Raw genomic sequence first — 24,952 nt, forward strand, 5'->3', positions numbered from 1 at the left:
ATGGCAAATTTAGAAATTTCACCCCAGGAGCTTGAGCGCCAGAAAGCGCTCATCGCTGAGCTCGACAAAAGAACAGACAGTGAAGCCGGCCGCATCAAGCGGTATTTAAATATGGCTGACTTGTCCCGCCAAGACTCCGGACCCATCCGGGAATTAGTGAATAACATAACCGGACTGGACCAATTTAAAGATTTTGACATTATCAAGATACCAGAAATCGTACCAGCAAGCGCAAGCTTCGATTTATTCAACTTTCCAGAAGACCATGTAGCTCGCAGCAAAAGCGATACTTATTATGTAGATGATGAAAACATTCTCCGCACCCATACTACGGTTATGTGGTGGTATTACTTCCAAAAGGAAGAGGTTAAAGCAAAAATGGTTGCGAACCAGCCATTAGGGGTTTTATGTCATGGAAAAGTTTATCGCAAAGACGAAATCGACCGCAACCACATGAATATCTTTCACCAAATGGATGGACTATACCTTCACCCCACCAGCGAGCGGACTATAACCCAGGATGACCTTAAAGAAGCATTAGCAAATGTTGTAAAAGCCGCTTTCGGTGCCGATGTAAAATATCGATTCAATGACGACAATTTCCCTTACACTCATTCTTCTTTAGAAATGGAAGTGGACAAAGACGGGCAATGGATAGAAGTGCTCGGAGCCGGCTTAGTGCAGCCTGGGGTTTTAGAAAAGCTGAATGTGGATCCAAACCAGTATAATGGCTGGGCCTTCGGCTTCGGCTTGGAAAGGTTAGCTATTATAGGCATGGAGCTGCCAGATATCCGCTTATTATGGAGCCAGGATCCGCGCGTAACCAAACAGCTAAAACTGGGGCGAAAATTTGTGGAGGTCAGTAAATACCCTCCGATTATTCGCGATATTTCATTCATCGTAGATAAGTCCTTTGAACCCAATACTTACTTCGACTTGATCCGCGATATCGGGGGCGACCTGGTAGAGCAGGTTGAACTTTTAGATAAATATGAAAATGCAGAAAAATTCGGAGCGGACAAGGTGTCTTACACTTACCGCATCACGTATCGCAGCACAGAGCGCACCTTAGAAGCCGAAGAAATAGAGCCGCTTCAGGACCAGATATACAAACAAACGGCGGAACAATTTGGCGCCGAGCTGCGATAAAGCATCATTGACAACATACCGATTCATTGGTATGTTGTTTTAAATTGAAAACCTAAGGGAGGTTTGTTGAATGGAGTATATTCAATTCACTGATAACCGCTATGGCATAGTATGTCCGGGCAAAGCTCTTACAGGCCAAACACATTTACTGCGTATCAAAGGTGCGCTATATCCGGACAGTAACAAAATAAATACCCATCGCTTTGGCTATGCATTGGTTGAGAATTTAAGAAAGCTATGGATGATTTATGACATTTCCGACCCTGGAAAAAAGGTATCAACTATAAAGCACAAATTGGCAGTTACCCAGTTTTTTGTAAACTTTTCTTTTAGGGCTTTCCTTTACGAAAAGCACGCGCCTTGCAAAGGATCAATTTTTGGTGGCAAGACGTTTGAGGAAATTACTAAAAATTACATGTACAGAGTTAAGTGCCTGGAAACCGGTTTAGAGCAGAAACTTGACCCCATCGAGATCGAGTTGAAATTGAAAAAATCTATATCAATTTAATCTCAATATACCGCATATTCATGCGGTTTTTTATTACTTCTTCCGTTAGAAAAACAGTGTTCAATATGATATAATTTAAGTACCTAAAATCAGTAACTTTTGCACCCAAAAACTCCTATTTATATGGCTAAAACAGCTAAAGATGCACCAAAGAAAGATATAGACAAGGACATCGATAAGAAGTCAAAATCAGCTAGTTATTCCTCCGAAAATATCACCGTACTGGAAGGATTAGACCCAGTACGAAAGCGTCCAGGCATGTATATCGGTTCTACTTCAGAAACCGGTTTGCATCACTTAATCTGGGAAATTGTCGACAACTCCGTAGACGAAGCCATGGCCGGACATGCAGACAAGATCGAAGTAGTCATCCAGCAGGATGGCGGTTTAACCGTTCACGATAACGGGCGAGGTATTCCTGTCGACGTACACAAGACTACAAAAAAATCCGCTTTGGAAACTGTATTAACCGTGCTGCATGCTGGTGGTAAATTCGGCGGCGATGCCAGCGGTTATAAAGTATCTGGCGGTCTTCATGGTGTGGGCGCTGCGGTAGTAAACGCTCTTTCAACCAACATGAAGGCTAACGTGCGACGCGACGGTAAGATTTACGAACAAACCTACAAAATTGGTGTCCCTCAGGGAAAGGTAAAAGAGGTAGGTAAGGTAGGGAAGAACGATCCTTTTCAAACAGGCACCTCAATCACTTTTTATCCAGATGGTTCTATTTTTGAAACTACCACCTTCAAGTTTAAAACAGTTTTAGAACATTTGCGCAGCCAAGCTTACTTGACCAAAGGCCTGCACTTTATCATTACAGACGAACGAGTCGGCTTAACTTATCAGTATTATTTTGAGGGCGGAGTCATTAGCTACATCAAGCAGCTTAACCGCAACAAGAAGACCCGCCATACTCCGATATACATCAACAAGATGTACGAAGGCGACATCTTGGTTGAATTAGCTATTCAATATACCGATGACTTCGATGAAGTTGTTTTGGCCTATGCCAACAACGAATTTAACGTCGAAGGCGGTATGCACGTGACCGGTTTCCGCACTGCCCTCACGCGCGTCATCAACAATTATGCGGTTAAAAACAATATCGTTAAGGACAATGCCAAATTGACCGGTGAAGATTTGCGCGAAGGCTTAACTGCTATCATTTCTGTTAAGCTTCCTAACCCACAGTTTGAAGGCCAAACTAAAGGCAAGCTAGGCAACCCAGAAGTACGCACCGCAGTAGAAGCCGTTCTAGCCCAGGAACTAGAAGTATACTTAGAAGAACACCCAACGGCCGCCGGAAAAATTATTGAAAAAGCTATCCTCGCAGCCAAGGCCCGTTTAGCTGCCCGCGCTGCCCGCGACAGCGTTATTCGCAAAGGCGTTCTAGAAGGATTGGCACTACCAGGCAAACTGGCCGACTGCAGCGAAAGCGACCCGGCTAAATGCGAACTATATATCGTAGAGGGTGACTCAGCTGGCGGAAGCGCTAAGCAAGGCCGCGATCGTAAGTTCCAAGCTATCTTGCCTTTGCGAGGTAAGATATTAAACGTAGAACGTGCTCGATTAGACCGCATGCTTAGCAGTCAAGAAATCAAGAACTTAGTTATCGCATTTGGCACTGGAGTAGGGGATTTATTTGATATAGAAAAACTGCGTTACCATCGCATCATCATCATGACCGATGCCGACGTAGACGGGGCCCACATTCGCACCTTACTGTTGACTTTGTTCTACCGATACTTCCCAGACATTATCCGCAACGGTCACCTCTACATCGCCCAACCGCCTTTATTCCGAGTACAGGTAGGTAAAAACTTCCAATATGCCTTTTCGGATGTAGAACGAGACGAAATTCTGGATGACCTGGTCAAAGAAGCGGAAGCAAAGCGCGGCGCGTCGGCTGCGCAAAAGAAAGCTGCTAAGGCGAAAGAAAAAGATTTGCCTGCTAATCCGGAAAATCTGGACCTAGAAGAACCCGAGGACGGCAGCGAAGCAGTGGAGCAAGGCGTCAAGGGCGGAGTTAAATACAATATTCAGCGCTACAAAGGTTTAGGAGAAATGAATGCCGGCCAACTCTGGGAAACCACTATGGACCCGGCCAACCGCGTCATGCTTAAAGTAGAAATTGAAGATGCAGAAAAGATCAGTGAAGTCTTCGAGACTCTAATGGGTGACGAAGTGCCTCCGCGCAAGCGCTTCATTACTACTCACGCAAAAACTGTTAAAAACTTGGATATCTAAACGTAAAACCGGCTCTCGCCGGTTTTATTGACTCCGAGGCGTGTTTATGCTACCTTAAAGCGTTACAGGAGGAAACATGCTAAAGGAAATACTCACAAAATCGAACCAGCCCTGGCTAAGCGAAGAGGGAGACCTTCTCATCTTGGGAGAGATCAATGCAATAGACCACGAAGATTTAACCTTGTGTGAAATTGGTCTGAGGGAAGTTAATCTTGAAGACGAAGAGGTGATCCTGCAAGACCCACCAATTGTCTTGAAGAAGCTTTACTTTGTAAAGCAAAAGTACGAATCACTAATGTTAAATTTTAAGAATGACGCCCAAGAATTGCTAGAGCGGCCATACTTCTCTAAGAACCAATTCCTGGATGATCTACACAAGCACAGCCATGATATTAAGGAGATTTTACTAAAGCTGCGCTGTATAGAGACCCTTCTAAACATCTTTATGATGGAGCTGACAGGGTGGAAGTGCCAAGTTAATTTCGACATGCGTGCCGGCTGGATAGTCGTAGACAGAACCAAAGGCTATCTCCGGAAGAGAAGGGAGATGCAAGCCGAAATGATCCAGGAGGCCAAGGAAGATTTTGCGAGGATCATGAAGGAAGAGTACGGTATTGACCCGGATCAGGTTAATTACGCAGATGCTGCGATCGTTTCTGAAGAAGGGGAGATAATTCCTTTGTCCACTAATATGGACGAGCCCGTCGAAGAGAACTGGGACTTCCCAGACGATGGCATTATTACAACCAAGGACGACAAATAAATAACCGGAAGCGAATTGCTTCCGGTTTTATATTGGAATTTGACCAAGTCGGGAAATCTATAGTATAATAGGTGAAAGCCCTGCGAAGGGTTTTAAAAAAGCTTAAAATATAATCAATATTTGGCTTAATTAAAAGGAATTATGTCTAGAATCTTTAAATATTTTCGCGATGTTCGTAGCGAAGTTGCCAAAGTGGTTTGGCTTTCGCGCTCTGATGCTGTCCGTTACACAATCGCAGTTATCGTATTTTCTTTAGTCTTTGCCGCCATCTTAGGCGCAGCCGACTATGGCTTGCTTAAAGGCTTTGAACAACTCATTAAATAATCTTAAGCGCTTTTGGCAAAGCCAAAATCAGCGCAAAATAAAGTATGTCTAAACAACAAGTAACCGGCGAGAAGCACTGGTACGTGCTTCATACTTATAGCGGGTACGAAGACAGCGTCGCCCTCAACTTAAAACAGCGTATCGAAAACCTCAACATGCAGGACAAGATCTTCGACGCGATTGTGCCAAAGGAAAAAAAGATTAAGATCCGCGACGGTAAACGTACCACTTTTGAGGAAAAGATTTTCCCAGGCTATGTTTTAGTTAACATGATTGTAACCGACGACTCCTGGTACGTAGTCCGTAACACTCCTAACGTAACCGGATTCGTAGGCAGCGGAACTATTCCTACTCCTGTAGCAGAAGAAGAATGGAATTATTTGCAAAAGCGCATGGGCGCGGAAGAACCAAAGTTTAAAGTCGATTTCGAAGTCGGCGAACTGGTTCAAATTGTCGACGGTCCGTTTAAGGATTACGAAGGAAAAATCGGCGAACTCGACCAAGCTAAGGGCAAAGTCAAGGTAATGGTTACTATTTTCGGACGCGAAACTCCGGTAGAACTCGATTTCCTTCAGATTAAAAAGATCTAATATATTTTGTATTTTCTCGCAGCCTCTGCTTAACAGAGGCTTCGGAATAAATCCAAAAATGGATTCAATTAACAAGTAGTTGGCTTGCGAATACGTTCGCAGTCTCGTCCCTTTTCTGCTGGCGGCATGCCCAACAGCAAAAAAGAATAGAAAGGATTACTACAAGCATATGGCAAAGAAAATTAAATCTATGGTGAAGTTGCAGCTCCCAGCCGGAAAAGCAACTCCCGCACCTCCAGTAGGTACTGCGCTGGGACCACACGGTATCAATATCGCAGAATTTACTAAAGCGTTTAACGATCAGACAAATCAGCTAGGGGATACCATCATCCCGGTCGAAATGACCATTTATGAAGATCGTTCGTTCACATTTATTCTAAAAACCCCGCCAGCTTCTGTCTTGATTCGCAAGGCAGCCGGGTTAGCAAAAGGTTCCAGCAACCCGTTGACCACCAAGGTAGGTAAAATTACTTCGGCACAGGTCCGAGAAATTGCAGAAACTAAAATGCCCGACCTGAATGCTGTAGACGTAGAGGCGGCCGAAAAGATCATCCGCGGCACTGCTCGCAGCATGGGCGTGGAAATCAAAGATTAAGTCATAATTAACTGTGGCACTCAAGCCGGCACTGCTGCGCTAAACATGCCATCCAAAACGAAATGAACTTATCATGGATCAAAAAAGTGTACCTTTACATGGTATCGCTTATCTCTCTGGTAATCCTAGTGATCGCCGGAATCATCCTCATTAACCTAGCGCTTAAAACCTGGGTATTCCCCAAGGCGGATACTAATTACTATGCACCGGTTATGCGGGTCAATTGCGAATCCCTAAGTGAAGCGGATCGCAAATTGGAACCGTACTGCAGCGACCCAGAGTTTGCAGCCAAGGAAGAACAGCGTGCTAAAGAGGATCGGGCTGCCCAAAAGCAGCGCGATGCCTCCCAGGCATTAGCCATGATTATTGTTGCCAGTCCAGTGTTCTTTTATCACTGGAAGCTAGCTCGCAAAGAAGCGTAAATTATTATTAGAATGCGGGAATATTTATAAAGTAGGTAGTCTGCTAGCGCCAGACCGCGCAGCGGTCAAGAGCGCTGCCTACGTATAAATATTCCTGCATTCTAAAAAACATTAATTGGTGGGAGAGCAGAGATACCTGCTCGCAGACCACGAAAGGAAATTTATGACAAAATTGTCAAAGCGCGTTAAAGCTAACACAGAACAAATCGAAAAGGATAAAGTTTACACTTTAGAGGAAGCTATCGACTTAGCAAAGAAAACTGCTACTACTAAATTCGTCGGCAGCATCGAAGTGCATGTCCGCACTTCCATTGATGCCCGCAAGACAGACCAGGCTATTCGCGGCTCCGTAACTTTGCCTCACGGCACAGGCAAGACTAAAAAAATTGCCGCATTCGTATCCGAAGGTAAAGAAGCCGAAGCCAAAGAGGCCGGCGCGGACATCGTTGGCGGCGAAGACTTAATCAAGAAGATTAAGGAAACCGAAAAAACTGATTTCGACGTAGCAATTGCAGAACCTAGCATGATGCCTAAACTGGCGATTATCGCAAAAATTTTAGGTACCCGAGGCATGATGCCTAACCCTAAAACTGGCACTATTTCGGACAACATCGCAGGAGCGATAAAGGAAATTGCCGGCGGTAAAATTAACTTCAAGAATGACAACACTGGCAACGTTCATCAAATTATTGGCAAGACCAATTTTGAATCTAGTCAGTTAATTGAAAATCTTAAAAAGTTTTTGGAAGCTCTTCATGCTTCTAAGCCAGCTGCGGTAAAGAAGCAGTTTGTAGTAAACGCATCACTTAACTCATCTATGGGTCCGGGGATAAAGTTTAAAGCATAGATTCCAACAGCGCCTTCGGGCGCTGTTTTTTGTTTCTAAGAATATTTCCCGATTAATAATACTCTTAAGATTATAAGCACGTCACCTTTCAAAATTTAGAGATTCTGTTATAATAGGTCTAAAATCATCGGAGGAATGACCATGAAAGCCAGTAAAGAAACTCTAGCTCAAGAGCTTGCCCTGGCTAGCCTTATTGCCAGCGGAGATCAAGCAGCCTTTGAAAAGCTCTATAGTGCCACGCATCGCAAAGTTTTTAGTATCTGCTACCGAATGACCAAAGATCCAGAACTGGCGGAAGACCTATGCCAACAGACTTACATCCAAATTTGGAAAAAAATCGGTAAGTTCCGCGGCCAGTCAAGGCTTTCGACATGGATCCATCGCATAGCCGTTAACGAAGCGTTAATGCATTTTCGCAAGGCGCATGTCCGACATGAAAGCAAGTATACGGAGAGTGAATCAACAGAAGTTCAATTCGCTCTGGAACGTTACGCCGCCCCCAGCAACGAAGATTTGAGGATCGATCTGGAAAAAGCTATAGGGCAACTGCCTAAGGGATATTTCCAGGTGTTCACACTCAAGGAAATCGAAGGGTTAGAGCATACAGAAATTGCGCAAACGCTCGGCACGTCCGAAGGCACAAGCAAATCCCAGCTATCGAAAGCCAGGGAGAAAATGAAACGTTTACTAAACCGAAAGGTTAACCCAAAAATCTACCCCTCTCTAGCCGAAGGCTTGCATTAATGGACATAAAACCGCACAAACAGTGCGGTTTTTTATTATTTTTTGGGCTTTTCTGGGAGTCATAGTTGTAGTAAAATATGGAAAGTATGGCATTTTGGAAGAAAAAAGAACAACCGCAAAAGCAGCCCGGCAAATTGATTGCCATCGAGGGCATAGACGGAGCAGGGAAATCTGCTCAATTAGAATTGCTGGCCAGAACCCTTACCGATCATAATTATGAAGGGATGATTTTCGAATTCCCCCAATACTCCGAAGTTTCTTCCGGACTGCTAAAAAAATACGCAAACGGCGAATACGGGCAACTCACCTCTGAAGGTGCGAGCATTTTATACGCAATAGACAGGCTTGATGCCAGAAATCAAATTACCGAACAACTTGAATCCAGCAAAATCGTCTTAACCAAAAGATATGTGGCATCTAACGCTGCTCACCAAGGGTATAAGATTACAGATAAGGAGCAGCGAATCAGATTTTATAAATGGCTGGATCAACTAGAATATTCGACCTTCAACATCCCGCGGCCGGATCTGACAATTGTGCTACACGCCCCAGGCAATGTCCTGTATCAAAATAGCAAGCTTTCTCAGGAAGAGCTGGCTAAAAACAATGATATTATCAAAAGTTATACAGAAATTGCCAGCCTGCTTCCAAACATAAAATTGGTAGACTGCAGCTCAGACGGTACAATACTAACTCCGGCAGAAGTCCATGCAAAGGTATGGGAACTTGTGCGGCGCATAGTTTTAAAAAATAATACTTTTTAAGGAGCAAAGACTGATTCACTCATACAATTTTTAGGAGGAATAATGAATGTTTATTATTATAGCTGCACTAGCGCAGAATAGGGTAATCGGAAAAGATAACGACCTACCATGGCATTTTCCCGAAGACTTAAAGCGCTTTAAGGAGCTCACGTTCGGTCATCCGGTAATCATGGGCTGGAATACTTTTGTTTCTATCATCGCCCGCATCGGAAAACCTCTGCCTGGACGAATACACTTTGTCCTTACTTCAAAAAAACGGCAAGAGATAATAGAAGCGCTCAAGGCAGAATTGCCAGAGAAGTTTAAGGATTTCAGCATAGACAATTACTCCGACAGCCTGTTCTTCAGCCGCTCGCTAGGCAATGCTGTGCAGAAAGGGGAGGCACTGTCCAACAAAGTCTTTGCTATCGGCGGCGAACGAGTCTATACCGAAGCGCTTAAGAGCGCTGATAAACTTGAGCTTACCTTGGTCAAAAGAGACTATGAAGGCGATGCATTTTTTCCTGAGTTCGACGAAAACAACTGGGAGAAACAACCGGGACCAGAAGAAAAGGTAAATTCTGAATACGAATTTGCCACCTACAAAAGAATCGGCTATCGCTAAACCGGCCAGCTCATTCTTATAAACAATTAAATATAAGCGCGCCTGCCATGTGGGAGTGCGCTTTTTTTGTTATAATAAGCCAATGAATGAATTAATTTCCCAGCTAGAAGAACTTGAGCAAGAATCCCAGAATCTAACCGAAAAACTACACCTGGACCAAAAGCAGCAGCGGGTCATGGAGCTTGAGGATCGAATGCAAGCGCCCCAGTTTTGGGACGACCAAGAAACTGCTCAGAAAATCTCCCAACAGCACAGCAGCCTAACTACTTTCGTAGAATTCTGGAAAGGTCTTAGTGAAAGAATCAACGAACTTAAAGATCTCATTTCAACCAATACAGACCATTCCACAGAGACAGAAAATTTTTTAGCTGACCAAGTAGGACAGATCATAAAAGAATATCGCCAAAACCGATTAATGGTAATGATGAGTGGCAAGCATGACGGCAACAATGCCATTTTCGCCATCCACGCAGGCGCAGGCGGAACCGACGCACAAGATTGGACAGAAATATTGTTACGGCAATTTTTAAGATACTGCGAAAAACATAATTTAAAAACTGATATCATAGACCAAAGCAAAGGCTCTGAAGCCGGAATCAAATCGGTGACCGTGCATGCCAAGGGTCCGTTTGCGTATGGCCTGCTTAAAAGCGAAGCAGGCGTGCACCGCTTGGTACGCTTATCGCCATTTAACCCGGCCCACACCAGAGAAACCTCATTCGCCCTGCTAGAGCTAATTCCCGAGCTAGAAGAACAAGGCTCCGTAAAGCTCGATCCTAAGGACTTAGAGATAGAAGCCAACACATCCTCAGGCCATGGAGGACAGAGCGTTAACACTACTTATAGCGCTATTCGCATTACCCATAAGCCTACGGGCATCCGCGTCAGTATCCAAAATGAACGCAGCCAGCATCAGAATAAAGAATTAGCATTAAAGATTTTAATGGGCAAGCTGCAAGCCCTAGAAGACGAGAAGTTAGCGGCAGAAAAAAAAGAATTGCGAGGAGAATTCAAATCTGCGGAATGGGGGAATCAAATTCGCTCTTACGTTTTGCATCCATATAAAATGGTAAAGGATCACCGCACCGGGTACGAAGAATCGGATCCAGATAAAGTACTAGACGGAGAGCTCGATGATTTTGTAGAAAAATATTTGGAGTCAAAAATCGAATAAGAGCTAGCCGCGCAACACCCTAAATCAAAAAAGAACTGCAAGGGGTTGCAGTTCTTCTAAAATCTTTTAGCGCAAGGGGGCGCTTTTGCACAATCACTCAAGGGGGTTAGATGATTGCGTAATTAAATCCAGGGCGAGTTTGTAGTTGGTTCATTTGCTGAGACCATGAAGGCGGCTCCGAAGTATGAATGCTTTCGGTGTCGACAACCATGGCTATAAGCTGGCCACTCAAAATTGGAAGACGCTCCAGCTTACCTGCACAGCTGCTGCAGCCAATGACGTGATCGGTTATCTGACCGAACAAATCATCGTCCATTCTGACTGTGCCTTTAAGATGCTGCTCAACCTTGCCGAGCATCATCTCGGATAAGCAAATATTGGAGAATTGAGACTCATCAAGCTGTCTCGAAACCTCACCGTTACTTATCCTTCCGCATGCTACTAACTTACCATTCATATTCCTCCTGTTTCCTTCCGAGAAGCGCTCGGTACGCATTGCCATTATTGGCCAATTCACAATAGAGGTATTGTACCATACGGCGGCAAAAAATGCAAGGATACTAGTGAGCTAAAGATCTTATGCAAATACAAAAGGCTTGGGAACCGTTCCACGATAGCAATATCATGGGTTTTTTATATGCTAAAATGTGATATAATAAATTTACATGATTCATTTCAAAAAAGTTACCAAATACTACGGCAATCATAAAGCTTTAAACAACATCGACCTCCGAATTGATCAGGGGGAATTTGTTTCTTTAGTGGGTATGAGCGGTGCCGGAAAATCAACTTTAATGAAGCTACTGGTGGGAGAAGAAGAACTAGACGACGGAAGCATACTCATCGACGATATCGACATGACCAGAATCCGCAAGACCGACCTGCCGTACCTGCGCAGGAAGATCGGGGTTGTGTTTCAGGATATAAAACTGTTACCAAAACGGACTGCGTTCGAAAACGTTGCTTTTGCCATGGAGGTTTCTGGCCATCGCAAAGAACAGATAAACAAAGACGTGCCAAAAATTTTAGACTTAGTAGGATTGAACCATAAAAAAGATAACTTCCCGCACGAAATGAGCGGCGGCGAAAAGCAGCGCGTGGCAATTGCGCGCAGCTTGGCGCATCGTCCGGTTTTGTTATTGGCAGACGAACCAACCGGCAACCTCGACGAAATCAATGCAGCAGAAGTTATCGACCTGCTGTTAAAAATCAACGAACTTGGTACAACTGTAATCTTAGCGACCCATGCAGCCGATTTAGTAAACAAGATCCGCAAGCGCGTTATCACTATCGAAGGCGGGCAAATTACCATGGAACAGCTAAAAGGAAAATACAAACTCTAGCATGAAAGCATTCATCTCACTGTTTCGCATCATCAAAAGCGGTATAACCAATCTAAGGCGCAATCTCTGGCTGGCAGGTGCGTCCACTTTAATCATGACTATTACGCTGATTATCCTTTCGGTGTTGAGCCTGCTGTTCATCATCACCAGCTACTCTGTAAAATCAATCCAGCAGCGCGTGGACATTAGCGCTTACTTCAAGAGCGACGTGTCAGAAGCCCGCGTGCTCACTATACGAGATGAAATCCGCCGGGACTCGCGCATTAAGGAAGTAAACTACGTATCATCCGAACAGGCTCAGGCTGCGTTCCGCGAAAAGCACCAAGGAGACCAGTTAATAATTGATTCGCTAGGGGAATTAAGCGAGAATCCATTCCCGCCGACTTTGCAAATCAAGGCGGTAAAACTTGAAGATTTTCCTGCCATTGCAGAATCGCTCAAGGCTGATAAATATAAAGATATAATTTCTGAGGTAAACTTTGAAGATAACCGAGTTATAATCGAACGACTCAACTCGCTGTTAAAATTTATCATTACTTTCGGCTTAGTGTTGATGATCGTATTCTGCTTAATCGCTATCCTGGTAATATTTAATACTATTGCCCTCACCATTTACAACCGCCGCGAAGAAGTGGAAATTATGCGCCTGGTAGGAGCTACTAACTGGTACATCCGTGGGCCGTTTATTGTGGAGGCATTTATGTACAGCATTATTGCGGCAGCCATTACCAGCGCATTGCTCATACCCTTGTACTTCCAAATGCTGCCACGCATCAGCAATTACCTCACTCCTGGAGCTAACATCTTCAACGGCAACATTAGTGTCTTCCTGCTCGTTGTCGTCATCCAACTGATAATCGCATTCATCCTGAGCACTATCTCCAGCCTGCTCGCCATGCGCAAATATTTACGCATCTAAGGACTTCAGAAAAGCCCTAAAAGGGTGGGTCGCGCTGGATATCCACAGTGAAGTTGTGGATTAATACTTGACAAGCATTGACAAAGGCTCAATTTCATGTATAATAAGAAAGAGCCAAAACTCTCCACGGAGAGTTTTTTTGTTTTTAAAACTAATAATGATTAGTAACTAATAATAAATGAAAGTCATTTTACTGAAAGACGTACCCAAGGTTGGCCGCAGCGGCGAAGTTAAAGAAGTTAACGCCGGTTTTGCGACCAACTTTTTGATTAAAAAAGGATTGGCTAAATTGGCAACCGCAGAAGCACAGGCGCAGCTCGAAAAAGGAAAGAAGGAATTATCGGCTAAAAAGCAAAAGGAGCAAAACAAGCTTAACAAAGACAAAGACGAACTCGAGAGACGAACATTTACCGTAAAAGTGAAAACAGGGGATAAAGGACAAATCTTTGGCGGCGTACACGAACAAGACATCGCCAGAGCTGTATTCCAAAAAACAAAAATTAAATTAGAAAAATCCCAGATAGGAGCGCACAAGGGAATTAAAGAATTAGGAGAACATGCTATAGATATAAAATTAGGTTCGGGCGTAACTGCCAAGACAAAAATTAATATAGAAAGTTTATAAATAAAAAATTAACATAGAAAGTCTATAAATGTATGAAGGAACACTTCAATAAGTTAGTTAGCGTGCTGATAGTTCTCGTAGTTTTAATCCTGCTGTACATAGGCAGTGTGATATTGAAAAAGAACACCACCTCGGAAGCACCAGCCACTCAAACACAGCCTCAAGCGGAGCAGAACTCTGCCGCCTCAGAACCCAGCGAGAGCACCCCTCAAGTTAGCTTTAGCTATGATTACGTAGCTAATTATAAGGAAAGTGGCGGTTATACCGAGCAAAATTATGATGGGAAAATCATCAGAACCAACACAGAAACCAACGAGGTAACTACAATGATACCCAGCGTAAAACAGGCTTATCCGAAATTAAAGGAATATAAAAATCTTTCCCTGCAGAACCTCAACAGGTCGGAAAAGACAGGCAATCTGTATCTGACAACAGTACTCATGGAAAGCGACGGCGGACGCAACGGCATTGTAAAATACGATCCTAAAACAAATAAGCTGACAGAATTAAAGATTAGCGATTACTTCAGAATATACAGCGCTAGAGAGTCTGCTAACTCCCCATTTGCCGCAAGCATTCTAACGCCGGCAGAGAACATGGATACTAAGGATCCAAAAAAGCTCTACTTATTAGACTTGGATAACGACACGGTAAAAACCCTGACAACCTTGCCAAAAGGACAGACTTTTAATTACTGCTATATCGGCGGCTGCATGTTCGGCGTAATGCCAGAAATCAAATGGCTGTCGGCTGAAGAATTTGAAGTGACAGTATTTAGCACCACCCAGACCGAAAAGGATGGATACGGCAATGATATGTCAAAACGCTTAAAGAAACTGAAATTTAACGTCAATCAATAATGTCCTACCATATCAAGAACCGTAAAGCTAAAAAACTCAACACAAAATTTATCTTTGTCTCCGGAGGTGTAATTTCCGGAGTAGGGAAGGGCGTCACTACTTCTGTAATTGCCACGCTGCTGCAGTCACGCGGCTATGTTGTAGCGCCAGTTAAATGCGATGCTTACTTAAATGTCGATGCCGGCACCATCCGCCCACAGGAACACGGCGAAGTATTTGTCACCGACGACGGCATGGAGACTGACCAGGACCTAGGCAACTATGAACGTTTTTTAAATACAGACCTATCCAAAGCCAACTATGTTACTAACGGACAACTGTACCAAACAATTATTCAGCGCGAGCGCAATTTTGAATACGACGGCGAAGATGTAGAAGTTGCCTTACATGTTCCGGAAGAAATAATTAATCGGCTTGAGCAGGCTGCACGAACAATGAAAGCCGACTTTGTAATTTGCGAAATCGGCGGCACCGTAGGGGAGTATCAAAACATTCTCTTTATAGAAGCTAACCGTATAATGAAGTATCGCGATGGCCGCGAAACTGCCCATGTTCATGTGGGTTACTTGCCAACACCTCCATCGCTCGGGGAAATGAAGTCTAAACCGGTCCAAAATTCTGTTAAGCAGCTTATATCTTCTGGCATTCAGCCAGACTTTCTGGTTGCCCGTGCAGAAGGGGCACTGGATGATCGACGCAAGCAAACTCTAGCTTGGACAACCAACATTCCTGCGGAGCACATCATTTCGGCGCCAAATGTAGACACTGTTTACCGCGTACCAAGCAATTTTGATAAGGAAGGTTTTACCGATCAGCTGCTCAACCACTTCAACATGCCGAGCAAGAAACGCGACCTGCGCAAGTGGAATAATTTGGCCGCAAAAGTGTCTAAACTACAAAAATCCGACAAGCGTTTGCGCATAGCTGTAGTAGGCAAATATTTTGAGACCGGGGATTTTAAGCTATCTGATGTGTACGTTTCGGTAATTGAAGCTCTCAAGCATGGCGGTTGGGCCAATAACCAGGCTATTAAGCTCGAGTGGATTTCTAGCGCCACCATCGAAAAGCAAGGGGTAAAAGTAGTGCTCAGCGGTTACGACGGCATATGCGTTCCTGGCGGTTTTGGCAGCCGTGGAGTGGAAGGAATCATTCAGGCTATAGAATTTGCCCGCAAGAATAAAATTCCATATTTAGGATTATGTTATGGAATGCAATTGGCAACCATCGAGTTTGCCCGCAATGTTGCAAGATTAAAAACCGCCCATACGACAGAGGTTGAGAGCAAGACCAAACACCCGGTGATTCATATTATGCCGGAACAGGAAAAATTGTTACTCAATCGCGAGTACGGAGCCACCATGCGCCTGGGCGCCTGGGACTGCGTGCTTACCGAGGGAACTAATACTGCGAAAGCTTATGCCAAAGCCGGCTGGATTAATCCCAACGGGCGCGGGCGCGGCAAAAATACTATTTCCGAACGCCATCGCCACCGCTATGAATTTAACAATGAATATCGCGAACGGCTCGAAGCTAAAGGTTTAGTCGTAAGCGGCACGACGCCCGATGGCCAATTAGTAGAAATTATCGAGCTCAAAGACCATCCGTTCTTTATTGGCACCCAATTTCATCCGGAATTTAAGTCCCGGCCGCTAGACCCACACCCCTTGTTTGTTGAGTTTATCCGTGCTATTGTAAAGCAACAAAAATAAACACATTTTGCTTTATACAGGAGGAACGAATATGTTGCTTTTTTTGAAAAAATGCACTAACTGCGGCACTACCAAACAGGATCCCAAAATGAACACCACTATGTGCCCGGAATGCGGACGGAACCGCGAATTCATGCCTGCCGAAAGGGCTGCTGATAACGGCCCCGCGCCTAAGGTTCACGCCGAAGCTACTTCTCCAAATCTGGAGGAACTCAGAAAAAAATACCTCGGAAACCGCAGACCCGCAACCCCTGCTCCGGCTCAACCTGCCCCCGCGCATGATATCGTGATAATGGTTGAGCATCCGGTAATTGGGAAAAAGGCCGTCATCCTGGATCAGCAGGGTACGATTATAGGAGAACAAGGATAAGACAATTATGGGAGTTATCATGCCGCCCTGCGATAGATGCGGTTCCACGAAACAGGACGCCGGACTAGGCAGCACCATCTGCCCTGATTGCCGCCAGGACCGGGAGCTAGTTATCGGCCCAGGCGGTAATGACTACGGTGCAGAGATGCCTATGCCAGCAGGCTTGCCGCAAGAAGACAAAGATCTGCTTAACGATATCCTGACTGATCTGCAAGAAGACAGAAAGTTAAAAACAGTTGAAGATGCACTTGAAGGAGGTTAAAAATGAAAGCTGCATTTAAGTCAACCTAGCATCGGTCCAAGCAAAGCCCTTCCCGCATTACTATACGAACACGGAGGCCGCTTTTGTAGGGCCACTAGGTTCACAAAAACCGCGCATCAAGCGATGCGCGGTCTTTTATTTGTGCAATTATTTTGCTGCCGGTTTGCTAGTGGCTACTGGTTCAACATTTACAATGCGAGTAGAACGCAAGTTGCCGTGGAACTTCTTCAACATCTTAGTCTGGAATTTTACAATGCCTGTGACTAAGGAGTAAAGAGTATCGTTGCCACCTTTTTTTACATTCTTGCCAGGGTGCCATTTGCTGCCATGCTGGCGAACAATAATTTCACCTTTTTGAACGTATTGGTCACCAAAGACCTTTACGCCTAATCGTTTGGATACGGAGTCTCGTCCTAAACTGGTAGAACCTCCGGCTTTCTTATGAGCCATATTTCTCTATATATCTTTATCAAATCCTTTACCTATGTTGGGGCAGTGACTTTTCTAAAGTTAATTCTTTTCAAAAATGATGATTTCTCTGGCGACGATCTGGTCTTTGCGATCATATATAGCTGTTCCGCGATCCGTTAGTTTAAGGAACGGCAAGTTCGCTGCCAAATCGAGAGGAATCAAATCTATCAAATTATAGCCAATTTTCTTAATAAAGTCAAGGTTTTCCAGTTGAGTGTATTGAGTCCCTTTTTTATAGGCCGGAAGGCACATTACCACTTTTCCACCTTTCGGCAAGAACTTGAGAAAATTTTGAAAGGCAGACGTGTATAATTCGGTCAGCTCTTTGAAATTCTTTTTGATCTCATCAGGCTTAGGGAACTCCGTGTACATAGGACCTAAGTAGCCTTCGGTTACGACTGCATCTACTTGGGTGAATGCGCCAACCTGCTTTAGATGATCAACGATTTTTGACACTTCCTTTACGTCGGAAACTTCGACATGGAATTTGCCTTTAGGAATCTTGTAGCGGTTGCGGAACCATTCCAAATTTTTTTCGCTGCCGGCAATGGCAGTAGGATTGATATCCGTACCTAAAACCCGGTAGCCTTGCAGTACGCCTTCCTGGACCATGGTGCCAATGCCGCACATTGGGTCAAGCAGAGTAGCGCCAGCCTTTTGGCCTGCTAAGTTGATCATCATCTGAGCGACTTTCGGAGGAATCATGCCTTGCTTTTCGTCGCGTACGGGACGCTGGTAATCGCGGCGGCCGTAATCTTCGAAATCCTGAACAACCAACGTCTTGGCGACGTAAAGCTTGGTAGGGGAGGCGAGTACGCAAATTTCAGCACCCTTCTCTATAAGATGGTTATGGGTAACGACCACGGAAGCCAAAGTTAAGCTGTTAGGCTTGGGAAGCACTAAGCGGATACTGGCTCCGCCTTCCTGCATGCCGCGCTTTATGAACATGCCCAAACGCTTTGGCTCATCAAAAGCGCGCATCTCCGGATCCAATAAATATACACTAACCCCGAATTGAATCTTGCCTTTCGCATTTCCCAAGAAATCTTTCTTAAGCTTGCTCGGCTTGAAATAGTTTTGCAGAGCGAAGTTGATATAGTCCGTATCTTTCTTTTTAACTTCGTCGATAATTTTAAGGATCTTTACCACTCCGCCAAGATCTTTCTGAATTTTTCGAAAATCCAATTCTGTTTCTGTCTCCACTACCAAAGCTTCATGGGACAGATCCAAAATCTTTAAGGTCCAGTCATGATTTTGGAAATAAAAAAACAGCTCAGCTAAAGAAAGCGTGTAGACTCTTCCTAAAACAAAAGCATATCGATGGGTCATATATAAATATTAATTATCCTCTATATTATGTTGAGTAAAGTCGAAATTGACTTTGAAAAAATAAGAATGTGGGCCGTGATAGTAATTGTGCAGGCGGCTAGTTTTGGTATGGGAATGTATACCGCCCGAACTTACTGGAGGGATGCTCACGAGCCATCAGCTAGCCTTAATTATAGCACAGAACAGCCCAAAAGCCAAAATCAGACGGCAGTCCCTGCCGCAGGGGGAGTGAGCCAGGCGGGAGGAGCGGCTACGGCCTCGCTAGACCCCCAAAATTGCTCTCAGATCAAAGGAAATATCTCCGGCAGCAATAAGACCTACCATATGCCTGGCGGGGCATTCTATGACCGGACAACTACCCCGGAGATGTGCTTTTCCACCGAATCCGAGGCCCAGGCTGCTGGGTTTAAGAAATCTTCCAGGTGATACTTTACACTAGCCCACATTTTTGATAGACTGTCAAGGTAATTATGAAGAAGTTAATTTACCTAGACAACGCCGCATCTACCCGATTGAGCTCCAAGGCAGCCAAAGCCATGAAGCCGTTTTTTGATACGCAATTCGGTAATCCATCCAGCTTGCACGAAGCAGGCAGAAGCTCGAAGCAAGCAATAGAACAATCCCGTTCAGATGCAGCAAAAGTGCTTAACTCACAACCTCGCGAAATTATTTTTACTGCCGGCGGGACCGAAAGCATCAATCTGGCAATCTTTGGCATCGCAAAGGTTTACCAAAGCACCCATCATAAACCTGGTCACATTATTACTTCCACCATCGAGCACGAAGCTGTATTAGAATGCGTAAAAGCCCTCCAGCAGTGGGGTTGGCAAGTTGATTATGTAAATGTCGACAAAAATGGATTAGTAAAAACAGATGAACTGAAAAAGAAAATAAAAAAGAACACTGTTCTGATTTCTGTTATGTACGCTAATAACGAAGTCGGGACCATTCAGCCGATAGCAGAAATTGGCCGGACCATTTCGGGAATCAACCGCACGCGCAATAAACAAAATCTGCCGCCAATTTATTTTCATACCGATGCCTGCCAGGCTGGGGGAGTGCTCAGTTTGGACGTCGCCAAATTAAAAGTCGATTTAATGACCGTGAACGGCAGCAAGATCCATGGACCGAAGGGCTCCGGGATTTTATATCTCCGCACAGGAATTAATATTGAACCTATTATCTACGGCGGGGGACAGGAAAGAGGACTGCGCAGCGGAACAGAAAACACTCCAGCCATTGTCGGATTCGCTGCAGCCTTAACCGAAAGCCAGATAATAAAATCCAAAGAAACAAAGCAACTGCTTGCTTTGCAGCAAACTTTGGAATCTTCATTGCAAAAAATTAAAGGCATTACCATCAATGGGCCAAGCAATTTTGCGCAAACAGCCGGCAGCAAACATGCTCCGTCTTCGCATCGCGCAAATTTCACTCAAAAATCTGATAATTTTGACTTAACAAAATTACCAGGCACCACCAACTTTTCTATAAAAGGAATCGAAGGGGAAGCCTTTATGTATTACTTAAACGGCAAAGGCTTTGCGGTGGCCACTGGCAGCGCCTGTACCACCGGCAGCGAAGACCCTTCCCACGTTTTGTTAGCAATGGGTTTAACACCGGAAGCAGCTAAATCTTCAGTCCGCATCAGCTTAAGTACTGACATAAAGAAATCTGATATAGCTAAATTCATCACGGCCCTCAAAGAATCAATTAAAATAATCGAGCATACCGTCCAGGAAATCGACTAAACTACTCGCACCTTCTCCTTAGTTCGAGCTTCAATTAAGCCCTTGCCCGACAAGGGCTTTTTTAGTATATTAAGAGATAATAAATTCAGGAGGAATTATGAAAAATCAAACCGACAATGGCTTAATCAGCGTTGTAGATTATCTACCTTTCGAGCAGAGAAAGCCAGATTCGCAGTATCAAAATCTGCTCCGCACCGTGTACGAACTCGGCCAGCCAGCAGAATCCTTTCACAAAGAAAGGTCTTTGACGTTTATGGCTCCGCACCCGCTGAGGTACGATTTGCGCAATGGCATCCCAATAGGCACCGAACGCAGTATGAAGCAAATTGCATCGAGCGCGGATGCAGAAATCCTTGGCTTTGCTCGAGGATATCGAACCCAGAAACAGCTCGTTGAATTCGGGGTAAGCCCTCGATTCTGGGGTGAATTTGTGACCGCAGAAAAATGTGCAGAATTCGGACTGGAAGAAGGGGACTTAGGACCCGGTTCATACGGCGCCGCTTTTGCCAACTTTCCCACATCAGAAGGCAAAACCGTCAACCAATTCAAAAACGTTATTGCCCAAATCAAGCGGGCACCGCATTTAAGAACTCATTTTATCTCGCCCTGGATCCCGCAATATTGCATGAACGGCGAAAATGCCGAACGCAAAGTTGTCGTGGCTCCGTGCCACGGCTGGGTCCATATTCGAATTCTGAATAACGAACTCCATTTGCTTATGTTCCAAAGATCCGGCGACGTACCAATTGGCGTGCCTTCTAACATCGCTCAATACTCGATGTTGGCGCTCGCACTAGCACACGTGCTAGACATGAAGGCTTCGCATTACTATCACTCATTTTCGGATGCGCACATTTATGATACGCAGCCGGAAGCAGTGGAGGAAATTTTGTCTCGCGAACCAAAGGCTTTTCCCACGGTATACCTTCGCGAAAATACCCCTAAGGATCTGTTTCAAATTACCCCGGAGCACTTCGTAATAGAAGACTACGTTGCAAACCCTTCGATCAAAGGCATACCGGTGGCAATATAGGAGAGTTATGGCAAAAAAAGTGAATGTAAACAGCGCGTATAACGAAGAATATAGAGAAGTGCTGGAGAAGATCGAAAAGAGCGGACAATGCCCTGCACCGTTTTGTAAGGATAAGGGGCCTAATCATAAACACAAGATCGAGTACAAAAGCGAGTTCTGGAAAGTTACCCGCAATACCTACAACTACCAAAACGCTAAATTTGCGTTCTTAATAATCCCGAACCGGCATGTTGAAGATTTCTTAGAAATCCTTATTGCAGAATGGCGGGAGCTAAGACGCATTATCCGTTACTTAGTCAAAAAGCATGACCTAAAGGGCTACACCTTTATGTGGAGAATGGGGGAGACATCTCACACCGGGGCATCAGTAGTCCATCTGCATGCCCATCTGATTTGCGGATATGAGCGTCCGGACAAACTGGAAAAAGAGATCCCAGACAGCCAGATCATAAAGGCCGTCGTTGGTTTTGGTAAGGAATAATAAAAAAACCCGTACGAAATTCGTACGGGTTATTTAATTTTCGTCAGCGACTCGAATTAATTCTACGCCCCTGAGGGCAAACAGTTTCTGAGCCGCGAGAGAAGAATACCCTTCGCTATAATACACTTTGCGGATCCCGGCCGTCACAATGTCGTAAGCACAGGGCGGACAAGGAAAGGTCGAAACATAAATCGAAGCTCCGCTCGTGCAGTTACCTTTGGCGGCAGCGCGGGAAATCAAAACCTTTTCCGCGTGATGAGCAGCAGAGATTTCCAAATGCTCGCCGGGGGTAAAATTATTTCTCGGATCACCCAAAGCATATAAGCTGTGCTGGGACGGCATGTGCTTGTTATAGGCAACATCCAGTATCACAGAATTCTGAACCAGTACTGCGCCCACCTGACGCCACCAATCCGGACTTCTTAAGGCCATGCTATGAGCTACACCCATCAGCCGCCGGTCTAAATCTGTGATATGCACTACAGAGTCAGGCTTAACCGGGTTTTGTTTAAATGCACTAGGTAAGTCATACCTTAGAAACACCGATTCAAATTGCACATTGCGGGCGGGGAGATACTTATCCTTGATGTGCCGGCAGATATCTTCGGCCGGCATGACAATCTGACAATTCTGGTCAAGATTACACAACACCGACAAATCCATAATTTCGACACTCGCAAAGATGCCAAGAGAATCAATTGCTTTCTTGGCCGTTTCCGGATCCAAAGCCCTGATCTCGCGAGTCAAAGGTTCCTTCTCTCCGTAAAGAGAGGGAGCGAGCAGAAACAAGCTCGCTCCTTTATGCTTATTAAAGAACCTAATATATCCGGCATGGAGCACTGGCACAAATGCAATCACAACTTGGTCGTTTTTCATAATTATATCTGCGCCTCAATTTCGTCAAACACTTCGTTAAGAATCTTATCTACAGTGGCGTTAACCCGTTTGATAACCTTGCCCCGCGAGACCTTTACGCCAGACATCATCAGGTGCCGCACTCGAGCGGTTGTTGATGTTTTCTCGGGCGGTGCCTGCGGCTCGAGGAAAACCATCTCTCCGGCATAAGCTTCATACTTTTTAAGATTTTCTTCCTTCATGTCGTTAGTGGACCTAGAAAATACGAGCTTGTCGGGACGGATAGCCTCCAGAGGAGCGATGAAATTTTCGTCAACCGGAATGATGATATCTACAGAACGCAAATAAGACAGAATCATAACCCGTTCTTCGAAAGGCACGATTGGCCTCTCTACGCCATCCCGAGATTTTCTGCTTCGGGTAAACTCATCCGTATCGGCTCCAACAATCAGAAGATCCATATCTTCCTTTGCCTTTTCTATATAAGCCATGTGGCCCAAATGAATTAGATCCCAAACGCCGCCTACAAATCCCACTTTAGCCTTCGGATGCAAGCTCCGGAAAGTGTCGATTAAAGCCTTTAGCTGAACCATGTCTGTGATAAAGCGGTCCTCAAAACAAGATTTTGAGGTATCAAATATACCATTCAACATAAACATTCCTCCTAACAGATTATATTATTCTAATCATACCTAAAGAGCAGGGGAGGCTCAATAGCATAAATGCCCTACTATGCTAAAAATACTATACTTTTTATATTAACGGTCGTCTGAATAAACAGTATAGAAAACACGATTAGACTTAATGGAGAACAATTGAGATTACATTTAGGATTTTATAACAGCGGACATGCGAGTGGTGCCAGGGAATAGAGAATTGCAACTTTAAATTCAAAAAGTATCGGATAACTTAAAATGCCAGGGGATATAAGGTTTTCCTACATATCACGTGTCGCACAATGTATCTTATGCGACATGGTATATTATGATAATAGCTTAAGACAGCTAATACTGATTTACACTAACTATCAATTAATTGAATTTGTTTCGACCTTTTATTGTTCTTACTACTTACCTGTCTCAGATAATTAAAAACCACCCGTAAAGGTGGTTTTAATTGTTTCTATTCTATTCTCTACTACTCCCCTATGCTAAGGGTATTTCACTTTTTATTATTGACGGTCGTTAATTATATTCATAGCAGCCTAGAGCGAGATCTGTATAAAATCTGATTCTGTAGAGATAAATAGTGACTTAAGCTTTGCATTATAAACTACTTCTAATATATAGCCCTTGATCTTTGTATCGATATCCTTCACAAAGGCTGTTTTCCCATTTAAGTCCAAGCTGTGCAAGCCAAATTTTTCATTTTGAGTACCAATAACGTAAATTAAACTATCATTTTTTGAGAAAGATATATTAGTTAAGCTGTCTACAATTAAATTAGTTTTTACGGTACGTTTAGTTTTAAGATTAAACACAGACAATGCATGCCCGGAATTTTCTTGAGACTCGTTGCTGTTATTACTGGATCCATGTATTAATAATTTATTACTATCATTGGTAGGTAAAAAATCTAAAAACGTTCCGTTGGCAACTGTTTCCAACTTTTTTTGAGCTAAATTAATCCTTAGTAATTCCACGTTGTAATCATCACTTTGCATTGGTAATAAATACAAATTCTCAATCTCGTGCCACCTAAGGATGTAAAAAAGATTTTCAGCATAATCCAGCGACACAACAAAGCTCTTGTAAGATTCCGTAAAATTAGCATCAGAAACGTAAATAGCACTCTCACCTAACTTCGGGTCATAAAAATGATAAGCAACCTGAGAACCATCTGGAGAAAAAGCGGCATTAATAATTCTCAAATCTAAAGTTTTCTTTTTCTTTGTTACCAAATCAATTAAATCAATCGCCTGACCAGGATACTTAGTAGACCCAATTGCCAAAACTTTATCTCGCTCCGGAGAATAAATCATACTATAAGGTTCATAGCCTAACTCAAAAACCAAATCCTCTCCCTGAGTGGTCTTTTTAAAATAAGCTAATTCCTGTCTATCAAAATAATATAGACTCCCATCGCTAGATTCCTGAACCCCAATAGCCAAACTTTCTGAAAGTTGAGCACTATCTTCTGTGTTAATAAGAAAATACAAGGCAAATACTAAGCCCAAAATTCCGCCAATAATTAAAATAAAATAAATTTTTTTTACC

The 24,952-nt window shown here is 44.0% G+C and carries 30 protein-coding genes; 25 read left to right on the forward strand and 5 right to left on the reverse strand.

All coding sequences use genetic code 11. The features are described 5' to 3' along the window. The 21 genes from IPM19_02605 (at position 1) to IPM19_02705 (ending at position 16,819) form a co-directional block, all read left to right on the forward strand. Entirely contained in the window at positions 1-1,149 is a 1,149-nt protein-coding gene (locus tag IPM19_02605) for a hypothetical protein (protein ID QQS22499.1), read from the forward strand. Between the two features lie 70 nt (positions 1,150-1,219). Next, a complete protein-coding gene (locus tag IPM19_02610) occupies positions 1,220-1,657 on the forward strand; it encodes a hypothetical protein (protein QQS22500.1) in 438 nt (145 codons plus the stop codon). A gap of 123 nt (positions 1,658-1,780) precedes the next feature. Then, a complete protein-coding gene (gene gyrB, locus IPM19_02615; protein QQS22501.1) occupies positions 1,781-3,904 on the forward strand; it encodes a DNA topoisomerase (ATP-hydrolyzing) subunit B in 2,124 nt (707 codons plus the stop codon). Between the two features lie 76 nt (positions 3,905-3,980). Then, positions 3,981-4,667 (forward strand): hypothetical protein, encoded by a 687-nt coding sequence (locus IPM19_02620; protein ID QQS22502.1) that lies wholly within the window; start codon positions 3,981-3,983, stop codon positions 4,665-4,667. Positions 4,668-4,808: 141 nt separating this feature from the next. Then, positions 4,809-4,991, forward strand: coding sequence for a preprotein translocase subunit SecE (gene secE / locus IPM19_02625; GenBank protein ID QQS22503.1), 183 nt, complete (start codon positions 4,809-4,811; stop codon positions 4,989-4,991). A 44-nt stretch (positions 4,992-5,035) separates the two neighbouring features. Then, positions 5,036-5,581 (forward strand): transcription termination/antitermination protein NusG, encoded by a 546-nt coding sequence (gene nusG, locus IPM19_02630; protein ID QQS22504.1) that lies wholly within the window; start codon positions 5,036-5,038, stop codon positions 5,579-5,581. Positions 5,582-5,750: 169 nt separating this feature from the next. Further along, positions 5,751-6,176 (forward strand): 50S ribosomal protein L11, encoded by a 426-nt coding sequence (rplK, locus tag IPM19_02635; protein ID QQS22505.1) that lies wholly within the window; start codon positions 5,751-5,753, stop codon positions 6,174-6,176. Positions 6,177-6,238: 62 nt separating this feature from the next. Continuing rightward, entirely contained in the window at positions 6,239-6,598 is a 360-nt protein-coding gene (locus IPM19_02640) for a hypothetical protein (GenBank protein ID QQS22506.1), read from the forward strand. A 163-nt stretch (positions 6,599-6,761) separates the two neighbouring features. Beyond that, positions 6,762-7,445: a 50S ribosomal protein L1 gene (gene rplA, locus IPM19_02645; GenBank protein QQS22507.1), complete on the forward strand. Its 684-nt coding sequence runs from the start codon at positions 6,762-6,764 to the stop codon at positions 7,443-7,445. A gap of 141 nt (positions 7,446-7,586) precedes the next feature. Continuing rightward, positions 7,587-8,189, forward strand: coding sequence for an RNA polymerase sigma factor (locus IPM19_02650; GenBank protein ID QQS22508.1), 603 nt, complete (start codon positions 7,587-7,589; stop codon positions 8,187-8,189). Positions 8,190-8,266: 77 nt separating this feature from the next. Next, positions 8,267-8,953 carry a hypothetical protein gene (locus IPM19_02655; protein ID QQS22509.1) on the forward strand — a complete coding sequence of 229 codons (687 nt, stop codon included), beginning with the start codon at positions 8,267-8,269 and terminating at the stop codon, positions 8,951-8,953. A gap of 46 nt (positions 8,954-8,999) precedes the next feature. Then, positions 9,000-9,557, forward strand: a complete 558-nt coding sequence (locus IPM19_02660) for a dihydrofolate reductase (GenBank protein QQS22510.1) — start codon at positions 9,000-9,002, stop codon at positions 9,555-9,557. A gap of 82 nt (positions 9,558-9,639) precedes the next feature. Beyond that, positions 9,640-10,731, forward strand: coding sequence for a peptide chain release factor 2 (gene prfB / locus IPM19_02665; GenBank protein ID QQS22511.1), 1,092 nt, complete (start codon positions 9,640-9,642; stop codon positions 10,729-10,731). A gap of 184 nt (positions 10,732-10,915) precedes the next feature. Next, a complete protein-coding gene (locus tag IPM19_02670) occupies positions 10,916-11,101 on the forward strand; it encodes a hypothetical protein (GenBank protein QQS22512.1) in 186 nt (61 codons plus the stop codon). A 289-nt stretch (positions 11,102-11,390) separates the two neighbouring features. Then, complete coding sequence (gene ftsE / locus IPM19_02675) at positions 11,391-12,074, forward strand: cell division ATP-binding protein FtsE (GenBank protein QQS23416.1); 684 nt, start codon at positions 11,391-11,393, stop codon at positions 12,072-12,074. Between the two features lies 1 nt (position 12,075). Further along, positions 12,076-12,993 carry an ABC transporter permease gene (locus IPM19_02680; protein ID QQS22513.1) on the forward strand — a complete coding sequence of 306 codons (918 nt, stop codon included), beginning with the start codon at positions 12,076-12,078 and terminating at the stop codon, positions 12,991-12,993. 178 nt (positions 12,994-13,171) lie between these two features. Next, complete coding sequence (rplI, locus tag IPM19_02685) at positions 13,172-13,618, forward strand: 50S ribosomal protein L9 (protein ID QQS22514.1); 447 nt, start codon at positions 13,172-13,174, stop codon at positions 13,616-13,618. A 32-nt stretch (positions 13,619-13,650) separates the two neighbouring features. Continuing rightward, positions 13,651-14,478 carry a hypothetical protein gene (locus tag IPM19_02690; GenBank protein QQS22515.1) on the forward strand — a complete coding sequence of 276 codons (828 nt, stop codon included), beginning with the start codon at positions 13,651-13,653 and terminating at the stop codon, positions 14,476-14,478. Continuing rightward, the gene (locus IPM19_02695; GenBank protein ID QQS22516.1) at positions 14,478-16,187 is read left to right on the forward strand and encodes a CTP synthase; all 1,710 of its coding nucleotides are present in this window, start codon (positions 14,478-14,480) and stop codon (positions 16,185-16,187) included. The genes IPM19_02690 and IPM19_02695 overlap by 1 nt, the downstream gene beginning before the upstream one ends. 31 nt (positions 16,188-16,218) lie before the next feature. Beyond that, the gene (locus IPM19_02700) at positions 16,219-16,557 is read left to right on the forward strand and encodes a hypothetical protein (protein QQS22517.1); all 339 of its coding nucleotides are present in this window, start codon (positions 16,219-16,221) and stop codon (positions 16,555-16,557) included. A 7-nt stretch (positions 16,558-16,564) separates the two neighbouring features. Next, complete coding sequence (locus IPM19_02705) at positions 16,565-16,819, forward strand: hypothetical protein (protein QQS22518.1); 255 nt, start codon at positions 16,565-16,567, stop codon at positions 16,817-16,819. Positions 16,820-16,966: 147 nt separating this feature from the next. On the opposite strand, the gene rpmA is transcribed toward IPM19_02705, so the two are convergent. Both rpmA and IPM19_02715 read right to left on the reverse strand, forming a co-directional pair. Beyond that, on the reverse strand, positions 16,967-17,269 hold the full coding sequence (rpmA, locus tag IPM19_02710; protein QQS22519.1) for a 50S ribosomal protein L27: 303 nt from the start codon (positions 17,267-17,269) through the stop codon (positions 16,967-16,969). A 60-nt stretch (positions 17,270-17,329) separates the two neighbouring features. Then, positions 17,330-18,619: a hypothetical protein gene (locus tag IPM19_02715; protein ID QQS22520.1), complete on the reverse strand. Its 1,290-nt coding sequence runs from the start codon at positions 18,617-18,619 to the stop codon at positions 17,330-17,332. A gap of 27 nt (positions 18,620-18,646) precedes the next feature. Here IPM19_02715 and IPM19_02720 point away from each other — a divergent pair, with 27 nt between their 5' ends. The 4 genes from IPM19_02720 (at position 18,647) to IPM19_02735 (ending at position 21,881) form a co-directional block, all read left to right on the forward strand. Continuing rightward, entirely contained in the window at positions 18,647-19,045 is a 399-nt protein-coding gene (locus tag IPM19_02720) for a hypothetical protein (protein QQS22521.1), read from the forward strand. Positions 19,046-19,089: 44 nt separating this feature from the next. Then, positions 19,090-20,367 carry a cysteine desulfurase gene (locus IPM19_02725; protein ID QQS22522.1) on the forward strand — a complete coding sequence of 426 codons (1,278 nt, stop codon included), beginning with the start codon at positions 19,090-19,092 and terminating at the stop codon, positions 20,365-20,367. Positions 20,368-20,464: 97 nt separating this feature from the next. Continuing rightward, complete coding sequence (gene thyA / locus IPM19_02730; GenBank protein QQS22523.1) at positions 20,465-21,400, forward strand: thymidylate synthase; 936 nt, start codon at positions 20,465-20,467, stop codon at positions 21,398-21,400. Positions 21,401-21,407: 7 nt separating this feature from the next. Then, the gene (locus tag IPM19_02735; GenBank protein QQS22524.1) at positions 21,408-21,881 is read left to right on the forward strand and encodes an HIT domain-containing protein; all 474 of its coding nucleotides are present in this window, start codon (positions 21,408-21,410) and stop codon (positions 21,879-21,881) included. A 33-nt stretch (positions 21,882-21,914) separates the two neighbouring features. On the opposite strand, the gene IPM19_02740 is transcribed toward IPM19_02735, so the two are convergent. The 3 genes from IPM19_02740 to IPM19_02750 form a co-directional block, all read right to left on the reverse strand. Next, positions 21,915-22,757 carry a hypothetical protein gene (locus IPM19_02740; GenBank protein ID QQS22525.1) on the reverse strand — a complete coding sequence of 281 codons (843 nt, stop codon included), beginning with the start codon at positions 22,755-22,757 and terminating at the stop codon, positions 21,915-21,917. A 2-nt stretch (positions 22,758-22,759) separates the two neighbouring features. Beyond that, on the reverse strand, positions 22,760-23,389 hold the full coding sequence (locus IPM19_02745; protein QQS22526.1) for an adenylyltransferase/cytidyltransferase family protein: 630 nt from the start codon (positions 23,387-23,389) through the stop codon (positions 22,760-22,762). 551 nt (positions 23,390-23,940) lie between these two features. Next, complete coding sequence (locus tag IPM19_02750) at positions 23,941-24,912, reverse strand: hypothetical protein (GenBank protein QQS22527.1); 972 nt, start codon at positions 24,910-24,912, stop codon at positions 23,941-23,943. Positions 24,913-24,952: the final 40 nt, after the last annotated feature.

This window comes from bacterium (genome assembly GCA_016699995.1).
Taxonomy (GTDB): domain Bacteria; phylum Patescibacteriota; class Doudnabacteria; order UBA920; family UBA920; genus UBA920.